The 21,555-nt window shown below is 55.6% G+C and carries 19 protein-coding genes, 6 tRNA genes and 3 rRNA genes; 21 read left to right on the top strand and 7 right to left on the bottom strand.

Annotation, left to right across the window (positions count from 1 at the left end):
* Nucleotides 1-37 precede the first annotated feature (37 nt).
* The 5 genes from SC318_RS24045 to hemJ form a co-directional block, all read right to left on the bottom strand.
* Nucleotides 38-376 (bottom strand): histidine triad nucleotide-binding protein, encoded by a 339-nt coding sequence (locus SC318_RS24045; RefSeq protein WP_065885529.1) that lies wholly within the window; start codon nucleotides 374-376, stop codon nucleotides 38-40.
* 45 nt (nucleotides 377-421) lie between these two features.
* Complete coding sequence (locus SC318_RS24040; RefSeq protein WP_320428698.1) at nucleotides 422-1,210, bottom strand: SDR family NAD(P)-dependent oxidoreductase; 789 nt, start codon at nucleotides 1,208-1,210, stop codon at nucleotides 422-424.
* A gap of 63 nt (nucleotides 1,211-1,273) precedes the next feature.
* Complete coding sequence (locus SC318_RS24035) at nucleotides 1,274-2,236, bottom strand: DUF805 domain-containing protein (protein ID WP_320428697.1); 963 nt, start codon at nucleotides 2,234-2,236, stop codon at nucleotides 1,274-1,276.
* Nucleotides 2,237-2,305: 69 nt separating this feature from the next.
* On the bottom strand, nucleotides 2,306-3,268 hold the full coding sequence (locus SC318_RS24030; protein WP_320428696.1) for an NAD(P)H-dependent flavin oxidoreductase: 963 nt from the start codon (nucleotides 3,266-3,268) through the stop codon (nucleotides 2,306-2,308).
* Between the two features lie 24 nt (nucleotides 3,269-3,292).
* Nucleotides 3,293-3,721 carry a protoporphyrinogen oxidase HemJ gene (hemJ, locus tag SC318_RS24025; protein ID WP_056784039.1) on the bottom strand — a complete coding sequence of 143 codons (429 nt, stop codon included), beginning with the start codon at nucleotides 3,719-3,721 and terminating at the stop codon, nucleotides 3,293-3,295.
* Nucleotides 3,722-3,856: 135 nt separating this feature from the next.
* Here hemJ and argC point away from each other — a divergent pair, with 135 nt between their 5' ends.
* Both argC and erpA read left to right on the top strand, forming a co-directional pair.
* On the top strand, nucleotides 3,857-4,891 hold the full coding sequence (argC, locus tag SC318_RS24020) for an N-acetyl-gamma-glutamyl-phosphate reductase (protein WP_320428695.1): 1,035 nt from the start codon (nucleotides 3,857-3,859) through the stop codon (nucleotides 4,889-4,891).
* Nucleotides 4,892-5,045: 154 nt separating this feature from the next.
* Nucleotides 5,046-5,396: an iron-sulfur cluster insertion protein ErpA gene (gene erpA / locus SC318_RS24015; protein ID WP_003176443.1), complete on the top strand. Its 351-nt coding sequence runs from the start codon at nucleotides 5,046-5,048 to the stop codon at nucleotides 5,394-5,396.
* A 75-nt stretch (nucleotides 5,397-5,471) separates the two neighbouring features.
* On the opposite strand, the gene SC318_RS24010 is transcribed toward erpA, so the two are convergent.
* Together SC318_RS24010 and SC318_RS24005 are read right to left on the bottom strand one after the other, a co-directional pair.
* Nucleotides 5,472-6,563, bottom strand: coding sequence for an anhydro-N-acetylmuramic acid kinase (locus tag SC318_RS24010; protein ID WP_320428694.1), 1,092 nt, complete (start codon nucleotides 6,561-6,563; stop codon nucleotides 5,472-5,474).
* A gap of 3 nt (nucleotides 6,564-6,566) precedes the next feature.
* Nucleotides 6,567-7,979: a peptidoglycan DD-metalloendopeptidase family protein gene (locus SC318_RS24005; RefSeq protein WP_320428693.1), complete on the bottom strand. Its 1,413-nt coding sequence runs from the start codon at nucleotides 7,977-7,979 to the stop codon at nucleotides 6,567-6,569.
* 208 nt (nucleotides 7,980-8,187) lie between these two features.
* Between SC318_RS24005 and tyrS the strand changes: the two genes are divergently transcribed.
* The 19 genes from tyrS (at nucleotide 8,188) to rplL (ending at nucleotide 21,414) form a co-directional block, all read left to right on the top strand.
* Nucleotides 8,188-9,387: a tyrosine--tRNA ligase gene (gene tyrS / locus SC318_RS24000; protein ID WP_320428692.1), complete on the top strand. Its 1,200-nt coding sequence runs from the start codon at nucleotides 8,188-8,190 to the stop codon at nucleotides 9,385-9,387.
* A 496-nt stretch (nucleotides 9,388-9,883) separates the two neighbouring features.
* Nucleotides 9,884-11,420: ribosomal RNA gene (locus tag SC318_RS23995) — 16S ribosomal RNA — on the top strand.
* Between the two features lie 81 nt (nucleotides 11,421-11,501).
* Nucleotides 11,502-11,578 (top strand) — tRNA-Ile (locus tag SC318_RS23990).
* 30 nt (nucleotides 11,579-11,608) lie between these two features.
* Nucleotides 11,609-11,684: transfer RNA gene (locus SC318_RS23985), tRNA-Ala, on the top strand.
* A gap of 247 nt (nucleotides 11,685-11,931) precedes the next feature.
* Nucleotides 11,932-14,823 (top strand): 23S ribosomal RNA (locus SC318_RS23980).
* A 154-nt stretch (nucleotides 14,824-14,977) separates the two neighbouring features.
* Nucleotides 14,978-15,093: ribosomal RNA gene (rrf, locus tag SC318_RS23975) — 5S ribosomal RNA — on the top strand.
* Together the 16S, 23S and 5S rRNA genes with 2 tRNA genes alongside form the textbook arrangement of a ribosomal RNA operon.
* 160 nt (nucleotides 15,094-15,253) lie before the next feature.
* On the top strand, nucleotides 15,254-16,213 hold the full coding sequence (birA, locus tag SC318_RS23970) for a bifunctional biotin--[acetyl-CoA-carboxylase] ligase/biotin operon repressor BirA (protein ID WP_320428691.1): 960 nt from the start codon (nucleotides 15,254-15,256) through the stop codon (nucleotides 16,211-16,213).
* Complete coding sequence (locus SC318_RS23965) at nucleotides 16,203-16,952, top strand: pantothenate kinase (RefSeq protein WP_320428690.1); 750 nt, start codon at nucleotides 16,203-16,205, stop codon at nucleotides 16,950-16,952. The genes birA and SC318_RS23965 overlap by 11 nt, the downstream gene beginning before the upstream one ends.
* Nucleotides 16,953-16,959: 7 nt before the next feature.
* Complete coding sequence (locus SC318_RS23960; protein ID WP_320428689.1) at nucleotides 16,960-17,406, top strand: hypothetical protein; 447 nt, start codon at nucleotides 16,960-16,962, stop codon at nucleotides 17,404-17,406.
* A 141-nt stretch (nucleotides 17,407-17,547) separates the two neighbouring features.
* Nucleotides 17,548-17,632, top strand: a tRNA-Tyr gene (locus SC318_RS23955).
* A gap of 23 nt (nucleotides 17,633-17,655) precedes the next feature.
* Nucleotides 17,656-17,729 (top strand) — tRNA-Gly (locus tag SC318_RS23950).
* Between the two features lie 26 nt (nucleotides 17,730-17,755).
* A tRNA-Thr gene (locus SC318_RS23945) sits at nucleotides 17,756-17,831 on the top strand.
* Between the two features lie 163 nt (nucleotides 17,832-17,994).
* Nucleotides 17,995-18,070 (top strand) — tRNA-Trp (locus tag SC318_RS23940).
* A gap of 45 nt (nucleotides 18,071-18,115) precedes the next feature.
* Nucleotides 18,116-18,484, top strand: a complete 369-nt coding sequence (gene secE, locus SC318_RS23935; protein ID WP_005791990.1) for a preprotein translocase subunit SecE — start codon at nucleotides 18,116-18,118, stop codon at nucleotides 18,482-18,484.
* 9 nt (nucleotides 18,485-18,493) lie between these two features.
* Complete coding sequence (nusG, locus tag SC318_RS23930; RefSeq protein WP_003176436.1) at nucleotides 18,494-19,027, top strand: transcription termination/antitermination protein NusG; 534 nt, start codon at nucleotides 18,494-18,496, stop codon at nucleotides 19,025-19,027.
* Nucleotides 19,028-19,143: 116 nt separating this feature from the next.
* On the top strand, nucleotides 19,144-19,575 hold the full coding sequence (gene rplK / locus SC318_RS23925; protein WP_003176435.1) for a 50S ribosomal protein L11: 432 nt from the start codon (nucleotides 19,144-19,146) through the stop codon (nucleotides 19,573-19,575).
* Nucleotides 19,575-20,270, top strand: coding sequence for a 50S ribosomal protein L1 (rplA, locus tag SC318_RS23920; protein ID WP_028618134.1), 696 nt, complete (start codon nucleotides 19,575-19,577; stop codon nucleotides 20,268-20,270). Before rplK ends, rplA begins: the two co-directional genes overlap by 1 nt.
* Before the next feature lie 199 nt (nucleotides 20,271-20,469).
* Complete coding sequence (gene rplJ / locus SC318_RS23915; protein WP_003232405.1) at nucleotides 20,470-20,970, top strand: 50S ribosomal protein L10; 501 nt, start codon at nucleotides 20,470-20,472, stop codon at nucleotides 20,968-20,970.
* 78 nt (nucleotides 20,971-21,048) lie between these two features.
* Nucleotides 21,049-21,414: a 50S ribosomal protein L7/L12 gene (gene rplL / locus SC318_RS23910; RefSeq protein WP_053138313.1), complete on the top strand. Its 366-nt coding sequence runs from the start codon at nucleotides 21,049-21,051 to the stop codon at nucleotides 21,412-21,414.
* The last annotated feature ends 141 nt before the right edge of the window (nucleotides 21,415-21,555 follow it).

Below are 21,555 nucleotides of genomic sequence, written 5' to 3'. Positions count from 1 at the left end.
CGGCGCGTTTGCGCTGAGTCAATTTGCCCCGGTGCACTCAGCCCGGCGGCCAGTTCATCTGGCGCTGACCCAGCACATGCATGTGAATGTGGTAAACGGTCTGCCCGCCGTCTTCGTTGCAGTTCATCACCACGCGGAAGCCTTTTTCGCAGCCTTGCTCCACTGCCAGGCGCTGGGCCGTGAACAGAATATGCCCGGCCAGGGCTTTGTCGTCTTCGGTCAGGTCATTGAGGGTGCGAATGGGTTTTTTCGGGATAACCAGAAAATGCACCGGCGCCTGCGGGGCGATATCGTGGAAAGCGAGTACCTGGTCATCTTCATAGATGATGTTCGCGGGTATTTCCCGGTTGATGATCTTGGTGAACAGAGTATCCACAGCTGTTTCTCCATTGTGAAAGTGAGGGTGAGTGTACTCAGGCGTTCAACGCGGGCAATAGGCCTTGTTGATGGCGCCGGCAATTTTGCGGGTCAGCCAGCGCGGACTCAGGCGTGGGCTGAAGGTCAGCCAGCGGTTGCGGCGCCCGGGAATGATGATCGCCTTGTTCTTTTCCAGCGCACGCACCGTGTAGAGCGCGACTTCTTCGGGGCTCATCAACTGTTGGCTGCGGTCGAGTTTCGCCGTGTCCATCTGCGCGGTGCCGAAGAAGGCAGTCCGCGTAGGGCCGGGGCACAGCACCGAGACTTTGATACCGCACGTCTTCAATTCTTCGCGCAAGCCTTCGGAGAAGTGCAATACATAGGCTTTGCTCGCGTAGTAGCTGCTCATCCACGGGCCTGGCTGGAAGGCCGCCACCGAGGCCACGTTGAGGATCTGCCCGCCGCCGTTCAGCGCCATGGCATTGCCCAGCGCATGGCACATGCGAGTGAGGGCGAGGATGTTGACTTCGATCAGGTCCTGCTCGGTCATCCAGTCCTGGGCCAGGAACGGCCCACTGGTGCCGATGCCGGCGCAGTTGACCAGCAGGTCGATCTGCCGCTCACCTTCTTCGAGTTCCAGCAAAAAGCCTGACAACCGCAGCGGCTCGCCAAGATCACAGGCACGAAACAGCACCTCGACGCCGAAACGCTGAGTCAATTCGATCGCAATGCTTTCCAACTGATCACGCTGGCGGGCCACCAGAATCAAGCTGCGGCCACGTCGAGCCAGAGCTTCGGCCAAAGCCAGGCCGATACCGCTGGAGGCACCGGTGATCAGAGCGTAACGGGTCATGCCTTTCTCCATCGCAACGCCGCCGGGCCTGTGACAGAGGCGTCACAGGCGGCGGGCGTTTCTTCACTGTTCCGGAGAGTCTACAGGTTCGGCCGCATCGTCAGCACTTTGCGCGGGGTCTTCATCAACGATGACACTTTGGTCGCTATCTTCATCGGTGGTGATGGAGCTGCTTTCATAGCCGCTGTCCATGTTGGCTTCGAGCTGGTCCAGGTAGCCGTTCATGCCCAGGGTTACCACGATGATGAGGATCAACGGGATAAACGCCAGCCACAACGACGCGAGGATTTTAACGGCGGTGGAGTTGCGCGGAGGCGGGGCACCGTATTGGTTGGCACCGGTGTTACCCGGCAATACCAGCAGCAGAAGAGGAAAAACGCTGTTTACCAGTGGAACCAGGTTCAGCAGGTACAGCCAGCCAGACCAGCCCAGGTCATGCAGGCGCTGCACACCGATTTGCACGCTTACCACGGCCGCTGCAATAAACAGCGCGAAACCCAGCAGGGAGCCGAGAATGATCGCGATCGTTGGCGAGGCCGTGGCCACCGCGAACCCCACGGTACTGATGATGCCCGCAGCTACAAGCATCGCGACTGTCAGTGCCAGTGTCCAGGCGAGATAGCGCAGGCGGCCGATACGCCCGTGGATGGTGAAGATCTTGAGCGTGGAGTGCTCCGGCAAGTCCTCACCGACGGCGGCGCGTGGCGGCGCATAAGGCGATGCGGGGGCGCGCGAGAAGTCCGAGGCAGACGAGCCGGTTTCATGGGTTTCGGCAAGGCTGAACGCCACCGGTTGTTCGGCTTCGATACGTGCCTCGATACCGGCGTTCTGCAGGGCGGTGAGATAGGTTTCGGCGTCCGGGCGGGACAGGTCGCGCTTGAGCGCGACCGGGCGGCCGGTGAAAAGTTTTTCGATCGCGTCGACATCGCTCTTGAACAGCTCGGCGAGGTTCAGTTTGGCAGTGGTGCTTTCGACACCCGGGCGCAAGGCTCCATCAAACACAATCTTGAAACGGCTGTCGCTCATGCGGGCATCCTTGTCACTAATCAGGGAGGGGGTATACAGGCCTTCCAATCAGAAGGCCTGGCATTCGGGTCAACGTGGCCAGCGCAATTGCGCCGCGGTTTCGCGCGCCTTGCGGTATTCCGCATCCAGGCGCGCAACGAGTTCATCCACGCCGGGCAAATCATGGATCTCACCGACGCCTTGGCCGGCAGACCATACAGTCTTCCATGCTTTGGCCTCATCACTCAACGGTTTGAGCTTGGAGCCGAAATTGACCTCACCTTTTCCTTGAAGGGCAGCAAGATCAAATCCGGCATTTTCCAGGCTCTGACGCATAAAGCTTGCAGGTACGCCGGAAACAGCCGGAGTGTGCACGATGTCGGCGGCGCGCGATGTGAGCAGCATCTCTTTATACGCATCCGGTGCTTGGCTTTCGGTGGTACCGATAAAGCGCGTACCGAAATACGCCAGGTCCGCGCCAAGCAGTTGGGCGGCGAGAATTTCCCGGCCGTGGTTGAGACAGCCGGCCAGCAGCAAGGTTTTGTCGAAGAACTGGCGTATCTCGGCAACCAGCGCGAAGGGGCTCCAGGTGCCCGCGTGACCACCCGCGCCGGCGGCGACTGCAATCAAGCCATCGACGCCCGCTTCAGCGGCTTTTTCCGCATGGCGACGCGTGGTGACGTCATGAAATACCAGACCCCCATAGCTGTGCACGGCATCGACCAGTTCCTTCACCGCGCCGAGGCTGGTGATGACGATGGGCACTTTGTGTTCCACGCAGATCGCCAGGTCCGCTTCCAGCCGTGGGTTGCTGTTGTGCACGATCAGGTTCACGGCATAGGGCGCGGGGTTATCCAGCAGCGCCAGGCCCGCTTCGATTTCCTCCAGCCAGGCCTTGAAGCCGCTGCTTTCCCGTTGGTTGAGCGCCGGGAAACTGCCGACGACTCCGTTACGGCAGCAGGCCAACACCAGTTGCGGGTTGGAAATCAGAAACATCGGCGCAGCCACCACCGGCAGGCGCAGACGTTGTTCAAGCAGGGCAGGCAGCGACATTGGAGGTTCCCCGAGTAAGTGACGTTAAAACGGTTTGACCACGACCAAAATTACGATAGCCAGCAATATCAGAACGGGCACTTCATTGAACCAGCGATAAAAGACATGGCTGCGCGTGTTTTCGCCACGGGCGAAGCGTTTCACCTGGGCTCCGCACATGTGGTGGTAACCGATCAGCAGAACGACCAGGGTGAGCTTGGCGTGGATCCACGCGCCCGACTGGAAGATGCCGGGGTTGAGCGCCAGCATCCAGATGCCGAAGACCAGCGTGGCAACCATCGCCGGGCCCATGATGCCGCGGTACAGCTTGCGCTCCATGACGCTGAAACGCTCCTTGCTGACGGTGTCTTCGCTCTGTGCGTGATAAACGAACAGGCGTGGCAGGTAGAACAGCCCGGCAAACCAGCAGACGATGCTGACGATATGAAAGGCTTTGACCCATAGATAAAGCATTTTTAGTTATTCCCAGGTTCACGGTAGCCAAGATAGTAGTAGTTCATGCGCCCATACGTCACGTTGGCGGTTGTCGCAGGACGATGCGGCCCCTATTATCGACGGCTTTCCAGTGGGTTCGTTGAGGGCAGGTTTATGGTCAAGGTCGGTATCGTCGGCGGCACGGGTTACACCGGTGTCGAATTGCTGCGTCTGTTGGCCCAGCATCCGCAGGCTGAGGTGGTGGTCATCACTTCACGCTCCGAGGCTGGCCTGGCCGTGGCCGATATGTACCCGAATCTGCGAGGCCACTACGACGGCCTGGCGTTCAGTGTGCCTGACATCAACACCTTGGGCGCCTGTGATGTGGTGTTCTTCGCCACGCCGCACGGGGTTGCGCACGCGTTGGCCGGTGAGCTGCTGGCGGCGGGCACCAAGGTTATCGATCTGTCCGCGGACTTCCGCCTGCAGGATGCCGATGAGTGGGCCAAGTGGTACGGCCAGCCGCACGGCGCGCCGGAGTTGCTGGGGGAGGCTGTGTACGGCTTGCCGGAAGTCAACCGTGAGCAGATCAAGCAGGCGCGCCTGATTGCTGTGCCGGGTTGCTACCCGACTGCGACCCAGTTGGGTTTTCTGCCGCTGCTGGAAGCCGGCTTGGCGGATGCCTCGCGTTTGATCGCGGACTGCAAGTCGGGCGTCAGCGGCGCCGGTCGCGGTGCTGCGGTGGGCTCGCTGTACTCCGAGACATCGGAGAGCATGAAGGCTTATGCGGTCAAAGGGCATCGCCACCTGCCTGAAATTCGTCAGGGGCTGCGCCGTGCTGCGGGTAAGGACGTGGGTCTGACCTTCGTACCGCACCTGACGCCGATGATCCGTGGGATTCATTCCACGTTGTACGCGACCGTTGTCGACCGCTCGGTAGACCTGCAGGCATTGTTCGAAAAGCGTTACGCCAACGAGCCGTTCGTCGACGTGATGCCAGCAGGCAGCCATCCGGAAACCCGCAGCGTGCGCGGTGCCAACGTATGCCGGATTGCGGTGCATCGTCCGCAGGATGGCGACCTGGTGGTGGTGCTGTCGGTGATTGATAACCTGGTCAAGGGCGCATCGGGCCAGGCGGTGCAGAACATGAACATCCTGTTCGGTCTGGATGAGAAGTTGGGCCTGTCCCACGCGGGTATGTTGCCTTAAGGGCAGCGGCAAGCTTCAAGTTATCAGCGCCAAGCTTGACGCTAATAGCTTGAAGCTTGCCACTGTTCCCCATAATAGTTGACCGCTTTTCTAGGAGAAGCGGATAATACCGGCCATTACGCATATGGCGGCGCTACGCCGGGAGATTATCAGCATGAGCGTTGAATCCTTCACCCCCACGGCTTTGCAATTTACCCACGGTGCTGCGCACAAGGTGAAGAGCCTGGTCGATGAAGAGGGTAATGATCGCTTGAAGCTGCGCGTATTCGTTACGGGCGGTGGTTGTTCAGGGTTTCAGTACGGTTTTACCTTCGATGAAGATGTGGCCGATGACGACACCATCGTTGAGCGCGAGGGCGTGAGCCTGGTTGTGGATCCGATGAGCTTCCAGTACTTGGCTGGCGCTGAGGTGGATTATCAGGAAGGGCTTGAGGGGTCGCGTTTCGTGATCAAGAACCCTAACGCCACGACGACCTGTGGTTGCGGGTCTTCGTTCTCGATCTGATCGAAAGCCTGGTCAGTACGTAAACAAAAACGCCGCTTGGCTTTGATAGGCCAAGCGGCGTTTTGCTGTCTGGGATCAGGCGGGGTAGATCGCGCCCAGCACGCGCAGCCCGCGAGCACCTGTGACGCTGGGGCGGTTCGCGGCGATGCCTTCCAGGCAGCAATGGGCCAGCCAGGCGAAGGCCATCGCTTCCACCCAGTCCGGGTCTACGCCATAAACCGCAGTACTGTTAACCCGTGTGGACGGTAGCAGCGCGGCCAATCGCTTCATCAGCGTACCGTTATGGGCGCCACCGCCGCAGATCAACAGGGTTTCGGTCTGGGGTTGAGCGCTTTGCAACGATTCGACGATGGTCAGGCAGGTCAGCTCCAGCAATGTGGCTTGCACATCCTGAGGGAGAAACACGGGCAGCGCGCCGAGGTGTTGCTGCAGCCAGCGCAGATTGAAAACTTCCCGTCCGGTGCTCTTCGGGCCTTTGGTCGCGAAAAAAGGATCGCTGAGCAGCGCGTTGAGTAACTGCGGCTGAACCTTGCCAGTGGCCGCCCATTGTCCGTCACGATCAAAGTGCTCGCCGCGTTGGTCGTGAATCCACGCGTCCAGCAACACATTGCCTGGGCCGCAGTCGAAACCCGAGACAGGTTTGCCGGTTTCTATCAGGCTCAAGTTGCTGAACCCCCCGACATTCAACACGGCGCGGTGGCCGGTGGTTTCACCGAACAGCGCTTCATGGAAGGCGGGAACCAAGGGGGCGCCCTGACCGCCTGCGGCGACGTCGCGGCTGCGGAAATCGCTGACCACGGTGATGCCGGTCAGCTCGGTGAGCAGCGCCGGGTTACCGATCTGCACCGTAAAGCCCCGTGCAGGTTCATGGCGGATGGTCTGCCCATGGCTGCCAATCGCGCGGATGTTCTCGGGCTTGAGGTTTTGCTGTTCCAGCAAGGCATGGATGCCCTGAGTGGCGAGTGTCACCCACGACTGCTGGGCGATTGCCGAACGGGCGATTTCATCCGGGCCGCTGGCGCACAGGCTCAGCAGCTCGGCGCGCAGGGCGGCAGGCATCGGGATGTAGTGAGTGGCGATCAGGCTGATCGCCGCATTCTGCTCGATGAGGGCGATATCCAGGCCATCAAGGCTGGTCCCGGACATCACACCGATATAGCGCGGCATGCCTTAACGCTTCGCCGAAGCCAGCAGAGTGGTACGTTCCTGATCCATGCGGGCCATCAGCGGTTGGCTTTGTTGCATGAAGCGCGCGCGCTCTGCCTTGGCGATCGGGTCGGCCATTGGCAGTTTCTGGCCCAGAGGATCAACGTGTACACCGTTGACTTGGAATTCATAGTGCAAGTGCGGCCCGGTGGAGAGGCCAGTCGTACCGATATAACCGATCACTTGACCCTGTTTCACGTTACCACCGGTTTTCACGCCCTTGGCGAATCCTTGCATATGGCCATAAAGCGTGCGGTAGGTGTTGCCGTGCTGGATGATCACCGTATTGCCATAACCGCCGCGACGCCCGGCCAACAGGACCTTGCCGTCGCCCGCTGCTTTGATCGGCGTGCCACGCGGTGCGGCATAGTCGACACCTTTGTGGGCGCGAATTTTGTTCAGAATTGGATGCTTGCGACCCATGGAGAAACGCGAGCTAATACGAGCGAAGTCCACTGGCGTACGGATGAACGCCTTGCGCATGCTGTTGCCATCCGCCGTGTAGTAGCTGGTGTTGCCCTGTTTGTTGGTGTAACGCACTGCGGTATAGGTCTTGCCGCGGTTGGTGAAACGCGCGGAGAGAATGTTGCCTGTGCCAACGACTTTGCCATTGGCGACTTTCTGTTCGTAGATCACATCGAATTCGTCACCCTGGCGAATGTCCTGGGCGAAGTCGATGTCGTAGCCAAAGACGCTGGCCATGTCCATGGTCATGCTGTGGGACAGGCCTGCACGGGCGGCGGACTGCGACAGTGAGCTATTGATCACGCCATGTACGTAGGCGGAGCGCATGACCGGCTTGGTGGTGATGCGATTGAAGGCAAAACCCTTGGCGCCCTTGCTCAGGCTGATGCTTTCCAGGTCGTTGACATTGGTGTGCAGGTTGTTGAGTTGGCCGTCGGGCGTCAGTTCGAATTCAAGCTTCTGACCATGCTTGAGCTGGGTGAATTGCTTGGCTTGCTTGTCGCTCGCCAGAACGTCATTGACGGTGGCAGCGGGCAATCCGACCTTTTCGAACAGCGTTGAAAGGGTGTCGCCTTTACCCACGATGACTTCGCGATGCTGAGGGCTTTTGCTCGCGACTGCTGCGGGCTTTTCCTGGGCGGCTTCCTGAGTCTCTTCTGGAGTGTTTTCGATCTGGGCGAACGGAGACTCGGTCGGGGTATTTGTGGCTTCTTGCGCGTCGGAAGCGTCTTGATCTTGTGTCAGTTGCGCAACAGGGCTTTCGAGGTCCAGGCTTAGGGATGTTCGTTTGGCTTCTACGTCACTGGAAGGGAATACCAGGAGTGCCAGGCTGAGTAGAGCGGCGATACCACTTGCGGCGAGCAGGTGGGTCTTCGGGTAAAGCGGCGGCGCTTTAGACGGTTCAGTGGTCATAAGTATTTTGACTTTGAAGATGAAATGGAAAAGATGAATGACATGATGAAGATGAAATAACTGTATAAAATATAACCAAATCATCTGTGGCGCAAGCTCGCGAACGCTGTGCTTGCGCAATGGTGTCCGTGCGCAGGGCAAAACTTGTAATTAGTCCCTGATCTTGTATGGTTGGTTCCCTTTTGAATCTGAGCCTTGCGGGTCTGTTATGAAGTCGGTTGAAGAGCAGCTAGCGCTGATAAAACGTGGTGCGGAAGAACTGTTGGTCGAGGCTGAGCTGGTCGAAAAGCTCAAGCGTGGCCAGCCCCTGCGTATTAAGGCTGGCTTCGACCCAACCGCGCCGGATCTGCACCTTGGCCATACCGTGCTTATTAATAAGCTGCGTCAGTTCCAGGAGCTGGGTCACCAGGTCATCTTCCTTATCGGTGACTTCACCGGGATGATCGGCGATCCGAGCGGCAAGAGCGCAACCCGTCCGCCGCTGACCCGCGAACAGGTTCTCGACAACGCCGAGACCTACAAGACCCAGGTATTCAAAATCCTCGATCCGGCCAAGACCGAGGTGGCATTCAACTCCACCTGGATGGACCAGATGGGTCCGGCGGATTTCATTCGCCTGACATCGCAATACACCGTCGCGCGCATGCTTGAGCGTGATGACTTCGACAAGCGCTACTCCACCAACCAGCCGATCGCGATCCATGAGTTTCTTTACCCGCTGGTCCAGGGGTATGACTCGGTGGCTTTGCGTGCGGACGTTGAGCTCGGTGGCACGGATCAGAAGTTCAACCTGCTGATGGGACGTGAGCTGCAGCGTGCATATGGTCAGGAGGCTCAGTGCATTTTGACCATGCCGTTGCTGGAGGGGTTGGATGGCGTCAAGAAGATGTCCAAATCCCTGGGTAACTATGTCGGTATTCAGGAGGCACCGGGCGTGATGTACGGCAAGCTGGTGTCCATTCCGGATTCGTTGATGTGGCGTTACTTCGAATTGCTCAGCTTTCGCTCGATGGATGAGATCAATGCGTTGCGTGCCGATGTCGAGGCGGGTGCCAATCCGCGTGATGTGAAGATCAAGCTGGCCGAAGAGATCGTGGCGCGCTTTCATGGTGAAGAGGCTGCGGCCAATGCTCACCGTGCGGCGGGTAATCGGATGAAGGATGGCGAGTTGCCGGACGACCTGCCGGAAATCGAGCTGACTGCGGCTGAAGCAATGCCGATCGCTGCCGTCCTTAATAAGGCGGGCCTGGTGAAGAACTCAGCGGTTGCGCGTGATCTTCTGGGTTCGGGCGGTGTGCGTATAGATGGTGAGGTGGTTGATCGCTCCTTTATATACGAGCTGGGCGCGACTCACGTTTGTCAGGCTGGGAAGAAGGCATTTGCGCGTATTGCGCTCAAATCCGAATAAGTCGTTAATTAGCGCTTGACGGCGAATTATATCGCTCTATAATTCGCCCCACTTCCGGCGCAGTCGAAACGGAAAACTCCTTGGTAAACAATGAGTTAAGTAGGTTTCGGCAGCAGGTTGCTTCAGTTCATCGAAGCCAAAAGGAAGTTGAAAAAGAGGTGTTGACAGCAGCGTGTAACGCTGTAGAATTCGCCTCCCGCTTACGAGAGATCGCAAGCGCAAGTGGTTGAAGTTGTTGAAGAATTCTTCGAAAACTTCTGAAAATAACCACTTGACAGCAAATGAGGCTGCTGTAGAATGCGCGCCTCGGTTGAGACGAAAGATCTTAACCAACCGCTCTTTAACAACTGAATCAAGCAATTCGTGTGGGTGCTTGTGGAGTCAGACTGATAGTCAACAAGATTATCAGCATCACAAGTTACTCCGCGAGAAATCAAAGATGTAACCAACGATTGCTGAGCCAAGTTTAGGGTTTCTTAAAAACCCAAAGATGTTTGAACTGAAGAGTTTGATCATGGCTCAGATTGAACGCTGGCGGCAGGCCTAACACATGCAAGTCGAGCGGTAGAGAGAAGCTTGCTTCTCTTGAGAGCGGCGGACGGGTGAGTAATGCCTAGGAATCTGCCTGGTAGTGGGGGATAACGTTCGGAAACGGACGCTAATACCGCATACGTCCTACGGGAGAAAGCAGGGGACCTTCGGGCCTTGCGCTATCAGATGAGCCTAGGTCGGATTAGCTAGTTGGTGGGGTAATGGCTCACCAAGGCGACGATCCGTAACTGGTCTGAGAGGATGATCAGTCACACTGGAACTGAGACACGGTCCAGACTCCTACGGGAGGCAGCAGTGGGGAATATTGGACAATGGGCGAAAGCCTGATCCAGCCATGCCGCGTGTGTGAAGAAGGTCTTCGGATTGTAAAGCACTTTAAGTTGGGAGGAAGGGCAGTTACCTAATACGTGATTGTTTTGACGTTACCGACAGAATAAGCACCGGCTAACTCTGTGCCAGCAGCCGCGGTAATACAGAGGGTGCAAGCGTTAATCGGAATTACTGGGCGTAAAGCGCGCGTAGGTGGTTTGTTAAGTTGGATGTGAAATCCCCGGGCTCAACCTGGGAACTGCATTCAAAACTGACTGACTAGAGTGTGGTAGAGGGTGGTGGAATTTCCTGTGTAGCGGTGAAATGCGTAGATATAGGAAGGAACACCAGTGGCGAAGGCGACCACCTGGACCAACACTGACACTGAGGTGCGAAAGCGTGGGGAGCAAACAGGATTAGATACCCTGGTAGTCCACGCCGTAAACGATGTCAACTAGCCGTTGGGAGCCTTGAGCTCTTAGTGGCGCAGCTAACGCATTAAGTTGACCGCCTGGGGAGTACGGCCGCAAGGTTAAAACTCAAATGAATTGACGGGGGCCCGCACAAGCGGTGGAGCATGTGGTTTAATTCGAAGCAACGCGAAGAACCTTACCAGGCCTTGACATCCAATGAACTTTCCAGAGATGGATTGGTGCCTTCGGGAACATTGAGACAGGTGCTGCATGGCTGTCGTCAGCTCGTGTCGTGAGATGTTGGGTTAAGTCCCGTAACGAGCGCAACCCTTGTCCTTAGTTACCAGCACGTTATGGTGGGCACTCTAAGGAGACTGCCGGTGACAAACCGGAGGAAGGTGGGGATGACGTCAAGTCATCATGGCCCTTACGGCCTGGGCTACACACGTGCTACAATGGTCGGTACAGAGGGTTGCCAAGCCGCGAGGTGGAGCTAATCCCACAAAACCGATCGTAGTCCGGATCGCAGTCTGCAACTCGACTGCGTGAAGTCGGAATCGCTAGTAATCGCGAATCAGAATGTCGCGGTGAATACGTTCCCGGGCCTTGTACACACCGCCCGTCACACCATGGGAGTGGGTTGCACCAGAAGTAGCTAGTCTAACCTTCGGGAGGACGGTTACCACGGTGTGATTCATGACTGGGGTGAAGTCGTAACAAGGTAGCCGTAGGGGAACCTGCGGCTGGATCACCTCCTTAATCGACGACATCAGCTGCTCCATAAGTTCCCACACGAATTGCTTGATTCATTGAAGAAGACGAAAGAAGCAGCCCGAAATTGGGTCTGTAGCTCAGTTGGTTAGAGCGCACCCCTGATAAGGGTGAGGTCGGCAGTTCGAATCTGCCCAGACCCACCAATTTTGTGTGGGAAACGCCTGTAGAAATACGGGGCCATAGCTCAGCTGGGAGAGCGCCTGCCTTGCACGCAGGAGGTCAACGGTTCGATCCCGTTTGGCTCCACCACTACTGCTTCTGTCGGTATAAAGCTTAGAAATGAGCATTCCATCGCTGTGATGGTGAATGTTGATTTCTAGTCTTTGACTAGTTCGTTCTTTAAAAATTTGGGTATGTGATAGAAAGATAGACTGAACGTTACTTTCACTGGTAACGGATCAGGCTAAGGTAAAATTTGTGAGTTCTCTTAATCGAGAAATTCGAATTTTCGGCGAATGTTGTCTTCACAGTATAACCAGATTGCTTGGGGTTATATGGTCAAGTGAAGAAGCGCATACGGTGGATGCCTTGGCAGTCAGAGGCGATGAAAGACGTGGTAGCCTGCGAAAAGCTTCGGGGAGTCGGCAAACAGACTTTGATCCGGAGATGTCTGAATGGGGGAACCCAGCCATCATAAGATGGTTACCTTACACTGAATACATAGGTGTATGGAGCGAACCAGGGGAACTGAAACATCTAAGTACCCTGAGGAAAAGAAATCAACCGAGATTCCCTTAGTAGTGGCGAGCGAACGGGGACTAGCCCTTAAGTGGCTTTGAGATTAGCGGAACGCTCTGGAAAGTGCGGCCATAGTGGGTGATAGCCCTGTACGCGAAAATCTCTTAGTCATGAAATCGAGTAGGACGGAGCACGAGAAACTTTGTCTGAATATGGGGGGACCATCCTCCAAGGCTAAATACTACTGACTGACCGATAGTGAACTAGTACCGTGAGGGAAAGGCGAAAAGAACCCCGGAGAGGGGAGTGAAATAGATCCTGAAACCGTATGCGTACAAGCAGTGGGAGCCCACTTTGTTGGGTGACTGCGTACCTTTTGTATAATGGGTCAGCGACTTATTTTCAGTGGCGAGCTTAACCGAATAGGGGAGGCGTAGCGAAAGCGAGTCTTAATAGGGCGTCTAGTCGCTGGGAATAGACCCGAAACCGGGCGATCTATCCATGGGCAGGTTGAAGGTTGGGTAACACTAACTGGAGGACCGAACCGACTACCGTTGAAAAGTTAGCGGATGACCTGTGGATCGGAGTGAAAGGCTAATCAAGCTCGGAGATAGCTGGTTCTCCTCGAAAGCTATTTAGGTAGCGCCTCATGTATCACTGTAGGGGGTAGAGCACTGTTTCGGCTAGGGGGTCATCCCGACTTACCAAACCGATGCAAACTCCGAATACCTACAAGTGCCGAGCATGGGAGACACACGGCGGGTGCTAACGTCCGTCGTGAAAAGGGAAACAACCCAGACCGTCAGCTAAGGTCCCAAAGTTATGGTTAAGTGGGAAACGATGTGGGAAGGCTTAGACAGCTAGGAGGTTGGCTTAGAAGCAGCCACCCTTTAAAGAAAGCGTAATAGCTCACTAGTCGAGTCGGCCTGCGCGGAAGATGTAACGGGGCTCAAACCATACACCGAAGCTACGGGTATCACGTAAGTGATGCGGTAGAGGAGCGTTCTGTAAGCCTGTGAAGGTGAGTTGAGAAGCTTGCTGGAGGTATCAGAAGTGCGAATGCTGACATGAGTAACGACAATGGGTGTGAAAAACACCCACGCCGAAAGACCAAGGTTTCCTGCGCAACGTTAATCGACGCAGGGTTAGTCGGTCCCTAAGGCGAGGCTGAAAAGCGTAGTCGATGGAAAACAGGTTAATATTCCTGTACTTCTGGTTATTGCGATGGAGGGACGGAGAAGGCTAGGCCAGCTTGGCGTTGGTTGTCCAAGTTTAAGGTGGTAGGCTGGAATCTTAGGTAAATCCGGGATTCTAAGGCCGAGAGCTGATGACGAGTCATCTTTTAGATGACGAAGTGGTTGATGCCATGCTTCCAAGAAAAGCTTCTAAGCTTCAGGTAACCAGGAACCGTACCCCAAACCGACACAGGTGGTTGGGTAGAGAATACCAAGGCGCTTGAGAGAACTCGGGTGAAGGAACTAGGCAAAATGGCACCGTAACTTCGGGAGAAGGTGCGCCGGTGAGGGTGAAGGACTTGCTCCGTAAGCTCATGCCGGTCGAAGATACCAGGCCGCTGCGACTGTTTATTAAAAACACAGCACTCTGCAAACACGAAAGTGGACGTATAGGGTGTGACGCCTGCCCGGTGCCGGAAGGTTAATTGATGGGGTTAGCTAACGCGAAGCTCTTGATCGAAGCCCCGGTAAACGGCGGCCGTAACTATAACGGTCCTAAGGTAGCGAAATTCCTTGTCGGGTAAGTTCCGACCTGCACGAATGGCGTAACGATGGCGGCGCTGTCTCCACCCGAGACTCAGTGAAATTGAAATCGCTGTGAAGATGCAGTGTATCCGCGGCTAGACGGAAAGACCCCGTGAACCTTTACTATAGCTTTGCACTGGACTTTGAATTTGCTTGTGTAGGATAGGTGGGAGGCTTTGAAGCGTGGACGCCAGTCTGCGTGGAGCCATCCTTGAAATACCACCCTGGCAACTTTGAGGTTCTAACTCAGGTCCGTTATCCGGATCGAGGACAGTGTATGGTGGGTAGTTTGACTGGGGCGGTCTCCTCCTAAAGAGTAACGGAGGAGTACGAAGGTGCGCTCAGACCGGTCGGAAATCGGTCGTAGAGTATAAAGGCAAAAGCGCGCTTGACTGCGAGACAGACACGTCGAGCAGGTACGAAAGTAGGTCTTAGTGATCCGGTGGTTCTGTATGGAAGGGCCATCGCTCAACGGATAAAAGGTACTCCGGGGATAACAGGCTGATACCGCCCAAGAGTTCATATCGACGGCGGTGTTTGGCACCTCGATGTCGGCTCATCACATCCTGGGGCTGAAGCCGGTCCCAAGGGTATGGCTGTTCGCCATTTAAAGTGGTACGCGAGCTGGGTTTAGAACGTCGTGAGACAGTTCGGTCCCTATCTGCCGTGGACGTTTGAGATTTGAGAGGGGCTGCTCCTAGTACGAGAGGACCGGAGTGGACGAACCTCTGGTGTTCCGGTTGTCACGCCAGTGGCATTGCCGGGTAGCTATGTTCGGAATAGATAACCGCTGAAAGCATCTAAGCGGGAAACTAGCCTCAAGATGAGATCTCACTGGAACCCTGAGTTCCCTGAAGGGCCGTCGAAGACTACGACGTTGATAGGTTGGGTGTGTAAGCGCTGTGAGGCGTTGAGCTAACCAATACTAATTGCCCGTGAGGCTTGACCATATAACACCCAAGCAATTTGCGACTCGAAAGAGACCAGATTGCGGTGTGTGAAGACGAGATGAACCGAAAGTTCGACGCTTGCAAACACCAAATTCTATTACATACCCAATTTGCTGAAGCGAGGCCGTCTGGCAACGACTCAGTACCCGAATTTCTTGACGACCATAGAGCATTGGAACCACCTGATCCCATCCCGAACTCAGTAGTGAAACGATGCATCGCCGATGGTAGTGTGGGGTTTCCCCATGTGAGAGTAGGTCATCGTCAAGATTAAATTCCAGAACCCCTGTTTGCTTACGCAGACAGGGTTTTTGTTTTGGGCGGTCGAAAATGCCAAGAGCACTCATAGTCGCCTGAAGGTGCGCGGCCTTTCTATGCAATGCCTCCTCGCATGGCTATCATGCGTGCCTCATTGTGAGGCGATACCTGCATGCTTACGCTGTTAGAACTTCTGAAAGATGGCCGATTCCATTCCGGGGAGGCGCTCGGCGCGTCGCTGCGCGTTAGCCGCAGCGCTGTGTGGAAGCAGCTTCAGCTTCTTGAGGCTGAATTGAATCTACCTATTCATAAGGTGCGTGGTAAGGGGTACCGGTTAGCATCGCCGCTGGTATTTCTGAATGCGCAAGATATCTCGCGAAGTGCGCCTTCATTGCAGTGGCCTGTTTATATCTATGATTCGATTGACTCCACCAACGCAGAGGCGTTGCGCCTGGTCGGTATTGCGCAGGCGGCACCCTTCCTGGTGTTGGCTGAGCAACAAGTCGCCGGGCGGGGCAGGCGTGGTCGAAAGTGGGTCAGCCCATTCGCCCAAAATATCTATTACAGCCTCGTGTTGCGTATTGAAGATGGCCTACGGCAATTGGAGGGGCTGAGCCTTGTTGTTGGCTTGGCGGTCATCCAGGCTTTGCGAGAGTCGGGTGTGCAGGACGCGGTTTTGAAATGGCCAAATGACGTATTGGTCGGGCAGAAGAAAATTGCCGGGATCTTGTTAGAGCTGGTGGGTGATCCAGCAGATATCTGTCACGTGGTTATCGGCATCGGCGTCAACGTGAATATGCAGAAAGCTGACGAGGTTGACCAGCAATGGACGTCGGTGCAGCTTGAGACGGGTGCTGCCGCTGACCGTAACGCCTTAGTAGCTCAGGTCGGCTTGCAGCTCCAGCGCTACCTGGATCGGCACAAGGCGTCCGGCTTTGCTGCTCTTCAGGAGGAGTGGGAGCGAAATCATGCGTGGCAAGGGAGGGCGGTATCACTGATCGCAGGCGTGAATTGTGTTGATGGCGTGGTGCTCGGTGTTGACCGCCAAGGTGCCTTGCGCTTGAGCGTTGACGGTGTTGAAAAAGCATACAGCGGTGGTGAGCTAAGCCTGAGGTTGCGTGATGATTCTTGAGCTTGACTGTGGGAATAGCTTCATCAAATGGCGAGTGTTGGATGTCGATAGGGGCGGCGCTTACGCCGAGGGCGTTGTCGGTTCGAATGTCGCATTGATTGACAGCTTGAATGCCGTGCCGGGAATGTTGCTGACGCGCTGCCGGTTGGTCAGTGTTCGCGCCCTGGACGAAACAGATAAGCTGGTAGAAGCATTGGTCGAGGCTTTTGGTGTCACTGTTTCGTGTGCGACGTCAGCCGTGGAGATGGCGGGCGTTCGCAATGGCTATGACGATTACGAACGGCTTGGCCTTGACCGTTGGTTGGCTATCCTTGGCGGCCATAAGCTAGCGCCAGGCGCATGTCTGGTACTGGATTTCGGTACTGCAGCGACTGCAGATTTCATCGGTGCCGATGGGGAGCATTTGGGGGGCTTCATTTGCCCTGGCCTGCCTCTTATGCGTAACCAGCTGCGCACTCATACCCGCAAGATACGTTATGACGATGCTGCTGCTGAGCGTGCCCTTGAGTGTCTTTCGCCTGGGCGTACGACTGCCGAGGCGGTCGAGCGTGGCTGCACATTGATGCTGAGGGGGTTTGTGCTGACCCAAGTCGAGCTTGCCAGGAGTTATTGGGGGGATGACTTCACAGTGTTCTTGACAGGTGGAGATGCTGATCTGGTGTTCGATGCTGTGCCGCAGGCGCGGCTTGTTCCGGATCTGGTATTCATTGGTCTGGCAATGGCGTGTCCCTTGCCCTGAGGTGCTTATGCGTTGGTTGTTTCTGCTTCTACTGATCCTCAACGTTTTCTATTACATATGGCATCAGCAAGAGGCGCCGTTGCGCGCCAAGGACGTCACTCCTCTGAGCCTCTATCGCGGCTCACAGCAGGATATAAGGTTGCTGAGTGAGTCTTCCGAGGCGGTGTCTCGAAGGGATCGTCCGAAAGCGTCCGAGGCACAAAATACCTGCTTGTACATTGGTGGATTTACCGATCAGCGACAGGCGCGCGCGCTCGAGCAGCGCCTCACCAGCCTGGATATAAAGGTCAAGGTTCAATTGCTGAGCACGCCGGAGGCTGCCGGTTACTGGCTTCGAGTGGCCCCTGAAAGCAGGCGCCTGGCGGATGATCTGCCCTTTGAAAACCTTGCTAAGGAATTCAATGAGTTAAAACATAAAATAATGCTGTGCGAAGGCATTGCAACTCTCGAATAGTTTGCATAGAATGGCGCCCGCTTCGCAGTGAAGACCTTTAAGGGTTTCGGTGGGAAGCGACGTCAACGCAGCTAACCTCATAATTTAAATGAGAAAATGCTTGACAGAAGGTCGGCGTGATGTAAAATGCCGGCTCGCTTAGGAGGGGTTCCCGAGCGGCCAAAGGGATCAGACTGTAAATCTGACGTCTACGACTTCGAAGGTTCGAATCCTTCCCCCTCCACCATTTTAGCGTGAGCTGCAAGCTCCGCGGGTATAGTTTAGTGGTAGAACCTCAGCCTTCCAAGCTGATGATGCGGGTTCGATTCCCGCTACCCGCTCCAAGTTTGCAGGTTGTGCAAGGTGTTTTGCTCTTGTAGCTCAGTTGGTAGAGCACACCCTTGGTAAGGGTGAGGTCAGCGGTTCAAATCCGCTCAAGAGCTCCATATGACAAGGCAGATATGAAAATATCTGCCTTTGTTTTAACAGCTGCCTCGGCTTGTGTCATGTTGTTTCTGGTGGTGTTTGCCGGATGATTTCAAGTCTGTTGGGGTTGGTTGTTGTAAAGTCTTTTTCAGGCCTGCATAATGGTCGGCCTGATTTTGTTTTAGGTCAGTAGCTCAATTGGCAGAGCGACGGTCTCCAAAACCGTAGGTTGGGGGTTCGATTCCCTCCTGACCTGCCAGATTCACGTGGTGTGTCTGGCTTTCTTTTCACAGGATCTTCATAGATGACTCCTAAGGCTGAAGCTCAAAGCTCTCGTTTCGATCTGTTCAAGTGGCTCGCTGTAGTCGCCTTGGTGGTCGTAGGCGTTGTTGGCAATCAGTACTATTCTGCTTCGCCGATCCTGTACCGCGTTCTCGCTTTGCTTGCTCTTGCTGCTGTAGCTGCCTTTGTAGGCCTGCAGACTGCTAAAGGCAAGTCCTTCGCGGTCCTGGTAAAGGAAGCTCGCACCGAAATTCGTAAAGTCGTTTGGCCGACTCGCCAAGAAACCACGCAGACCACATTGATTGTTGTGGCTGTTGTTCTGGTTATGGCGTTGCTGTTGTGGGGGCTTGATTCCCTGCTCGGCTGGCTTGTTTCCTTGATTGTTGGCTAAGGGTGTCCCGTGGCTAAGCGTTGGTACGTTGTGCATGCTTACTCGGGTTACGAGAAGCATGTTATGCGCTCTTTGCTAGAGCGCGTAAAGCTGGCAGGCATGGAAGATGGCTTCGGCGAAATTCTGGTTCCCACTGAAGAAGTGGTTGAAATGCGGAATGGTCAGAAGCGCAAGAGTGAACGCAAGTTCTTCCCTGGCTACGTGCTGGTACAGATGGACATGAACGAAGGTACTTGGCACTTGGTCAAGGACACTCCTCGCGTCATGGGCTTCATTGGCGGTACCGCTGATAAGCCTGCACCGATCACCGATAAAGAGGCGGAAGCAATTCTGCGTCGTGTTGCTGATGGTAGCGACAAGCCTAAGCCGAAGACGTTGTTCGAGCCGGGCGAGGTTGTTCGTGTCACAGATGGTCCGTTCGCTGATTTCAACGGCACCGTCGAAGAAGTTAACTACGAAAAGAGCCGGATCCAAGTGGCAGTGCTCATTTTCGGTCGCTCTACTCCGGTAGAGTTGGAGTTCAGCCAGGTCGAAAAGGTCTAGCTGAGCAAGCATCCCAACCCCGCAGCTTAGGCTGTGGGGTTTTGTCGTCACTGGGATAAACGCGCAAGTAACCGGGGAGCCTTTCGAGGCGCTTGAACCCGTAATTGGAGTGCCTCATGGCCAAGAAGATTACCGCTTACATCAAGCTGCAAGTGAAGGCCGCTCAGGCCAACCCTAGCCCACCCGTCGGTCCAGCTCTGGGTCAGCACGGCGTGAACATCATGGAATTCTGCAAGGCCTTCAACGCCCGTACTCAGGGTCTTGAGCCAGGTCTGCCGACTCCAGTGATCATCACTGTATACAGCGACCGTAGCTTCACTTTCGAAACCAAGTCGACCCCGGCTTCGGTTCTTCTGAAGAAAGCTGCTGGTCTGACTAGCGGTTCCGCTCGTCCGAACACCGTTAAGGTTGGCACCGTGACTCGTGCTCAGCTGGAAGAAATCGCGAAAACCAAAAACGCGGATCTGACTGCAGCTGATATGGATGCAGCCGTGCGTACCATCGCCGGTTCTGCTCGTAGCATGGGCCTTAACGTGGAGGGTGTGTAATGGCTAAGCTGACCAAGCGCCAAAAGGCTATCGCCGGCAAAATCGAAGCAGGCAAGTCCTACAGCTTTGTAGATGCTGCTGCCCTGCTGACCGAGCTGTCGACTGTCAAGTTCAGCGAGTCCGTTGACGTTGCTGTGAACCTGGGTGTTGACCCGCGTAAATCCGACCAGGTCGTTCGTAGCGCTACTGTGCTGCCACACGGTACTGGCAAGACTGTACGTGTTGCTGTCTTCACCCAAGGCCCAGCAGCTGAAGCTGCTCTGGCCGCCGGCGCCGATCGCGTTGGCATGGACGACCTGGCTGCCGAAATGAAAGGCGGCGACCTGAACTATGACGTCGTTATTGCTTCCCCGGATGCAATGCGCGTTGTAGGTCAACTGGGTCAGATCCTGGGTCCACGCGGCCTGATGCCTAACCCTAAAGTCGGCACCGTAACGCCAGACGTAGCTACCGCGGTTAAAAACGCCAAGGCTGGTCAGGTTCGTTATCGCACCGACAAAAACGGCATCATTCACACCTCCGTTGGCAAAGTCGGCTTTGATGCCGTCAAGCTGAAGGAAAACGTTGAAGCCCTGATCGCTGATCTGAAGCGTATCAAGCCTGCTTCTTCGAAAGGTATCTACGTTAAGCGCGTCACCCTGAGCACCACTATGGGCCCAGGTCTGGTCATCGACCAAGGCTCGCTGGACGTATAAGACACAGGTTGGCGCAAGTGATTGCGCCAATTGAAAGATTGGGGTCCCTGCCTGGCGGGGGCTATCCAAGACCGTAGGCGACGCAAGTCTTAAACCAACAAGCCTACGCAGATGGTGCTCCCGGTTCCTTACCGAATCAGACACCAAAACGACATCAGGCCTAGGCCGGATGAAACGGTAACAAGCAGGAGTTAAACCCGTGGCAATTAATCTCGAAGACAAGAAGGCCATCGTCGCTGAAGTCAACGAGGCTGCCAAAGCTGCTCTGTCCGCTGTCGTGGCTGATGCCCGTGGTGTGACAGTAGGCGCTATGACCGGACTCCGTAAAGAGGCTCGTGAAGCTGGCGTTTACGTACGTGTTGTACGTAACACCTTGCTCAAGCGCGCTGTTGCTGACACTGAATACAGTGTTCTCAACGACGTGTTCACTGGCCCGACTCTGATCGCGTTCTCCAAGGACCATCCAGGCGCTGCTGCCCGTTTGTTCAAGGAATTCGCCAAGAGTCAGGATAAGTTCGAGATCAAGGCAGCTGCGTTCGAGGGCAAGTTCCTCGCAGCTAACCAAATCGACGTACTGGCAACACTGCCGACCCGCGACGAAGCCATTTCGCAGCTGATGAGCGTGATTCAAGGCGCTACCAGCAAGCTGGCTCGTACTCTGGCTGCAGTTCGCGAGCAAAAAGAAGCTGCCGCAGCCTAAGGCTGAGCAACCTCTCTCGCGTATTTTTGTTTATTTCGATGGCCGCGTAGGCCGTCCCCCAATTCAGGAAATACAGCAATGTCTATCTCCCAAGACGATATCCTCAACGCCGTAGCTGAAATGTCGGTTCTGCAGGTTGTTGAGCTGATCAAAGCTTTCGAAGAAAAATTCGGCGTTTCTGCTGCCGCTGCTTCCGCTGGCCCAGCTGCTGCTGCTGCCGTTGTTGAAGAGCAAACCGAATTCAACGTCATGCTGCTGGAAGCTGGCGAGAAGAAAGTTAACGTGATTAAGGCAGTACGTGAACTGACCGGTCTGGGCTTGAAAGAAGCCAAGGCTGTAGTTGACGGCGCTCCTGCTATGGTTCTGGAAGCAGTGACCAAAGATGCTGGCGACAAAGCCAAAGCAACTCTGGAAGAAGCAGGCGCTAAAGTCGAGCTGAAGTAAGCATCGACCTTGCGTCTCCAGCCCAAGCGTTAAGCTGAAGGCTGATGGCTGGTGGCTCTTGCCACCGGCCTTTTTCCGTTCTTGGCTGCCGACTCGGTCGCCGCCATTAACGTGCTGTAGCCACCCGAAGCGGTGGTGCAA

Origin of the sequence: Pseudomonas sp. MUP55 (genome assembly GCF_034043515.1) — a bacterium.
Classification (GTDB): Bacteria; Pseudomonadota; Gammaproteobacteria; order Pseudomonadales; family Pseudomonadaceae; genus Aquipseudomonas.
This window is presented reverse-complemented; position numbering and strand designations above follow the sequence as displayed.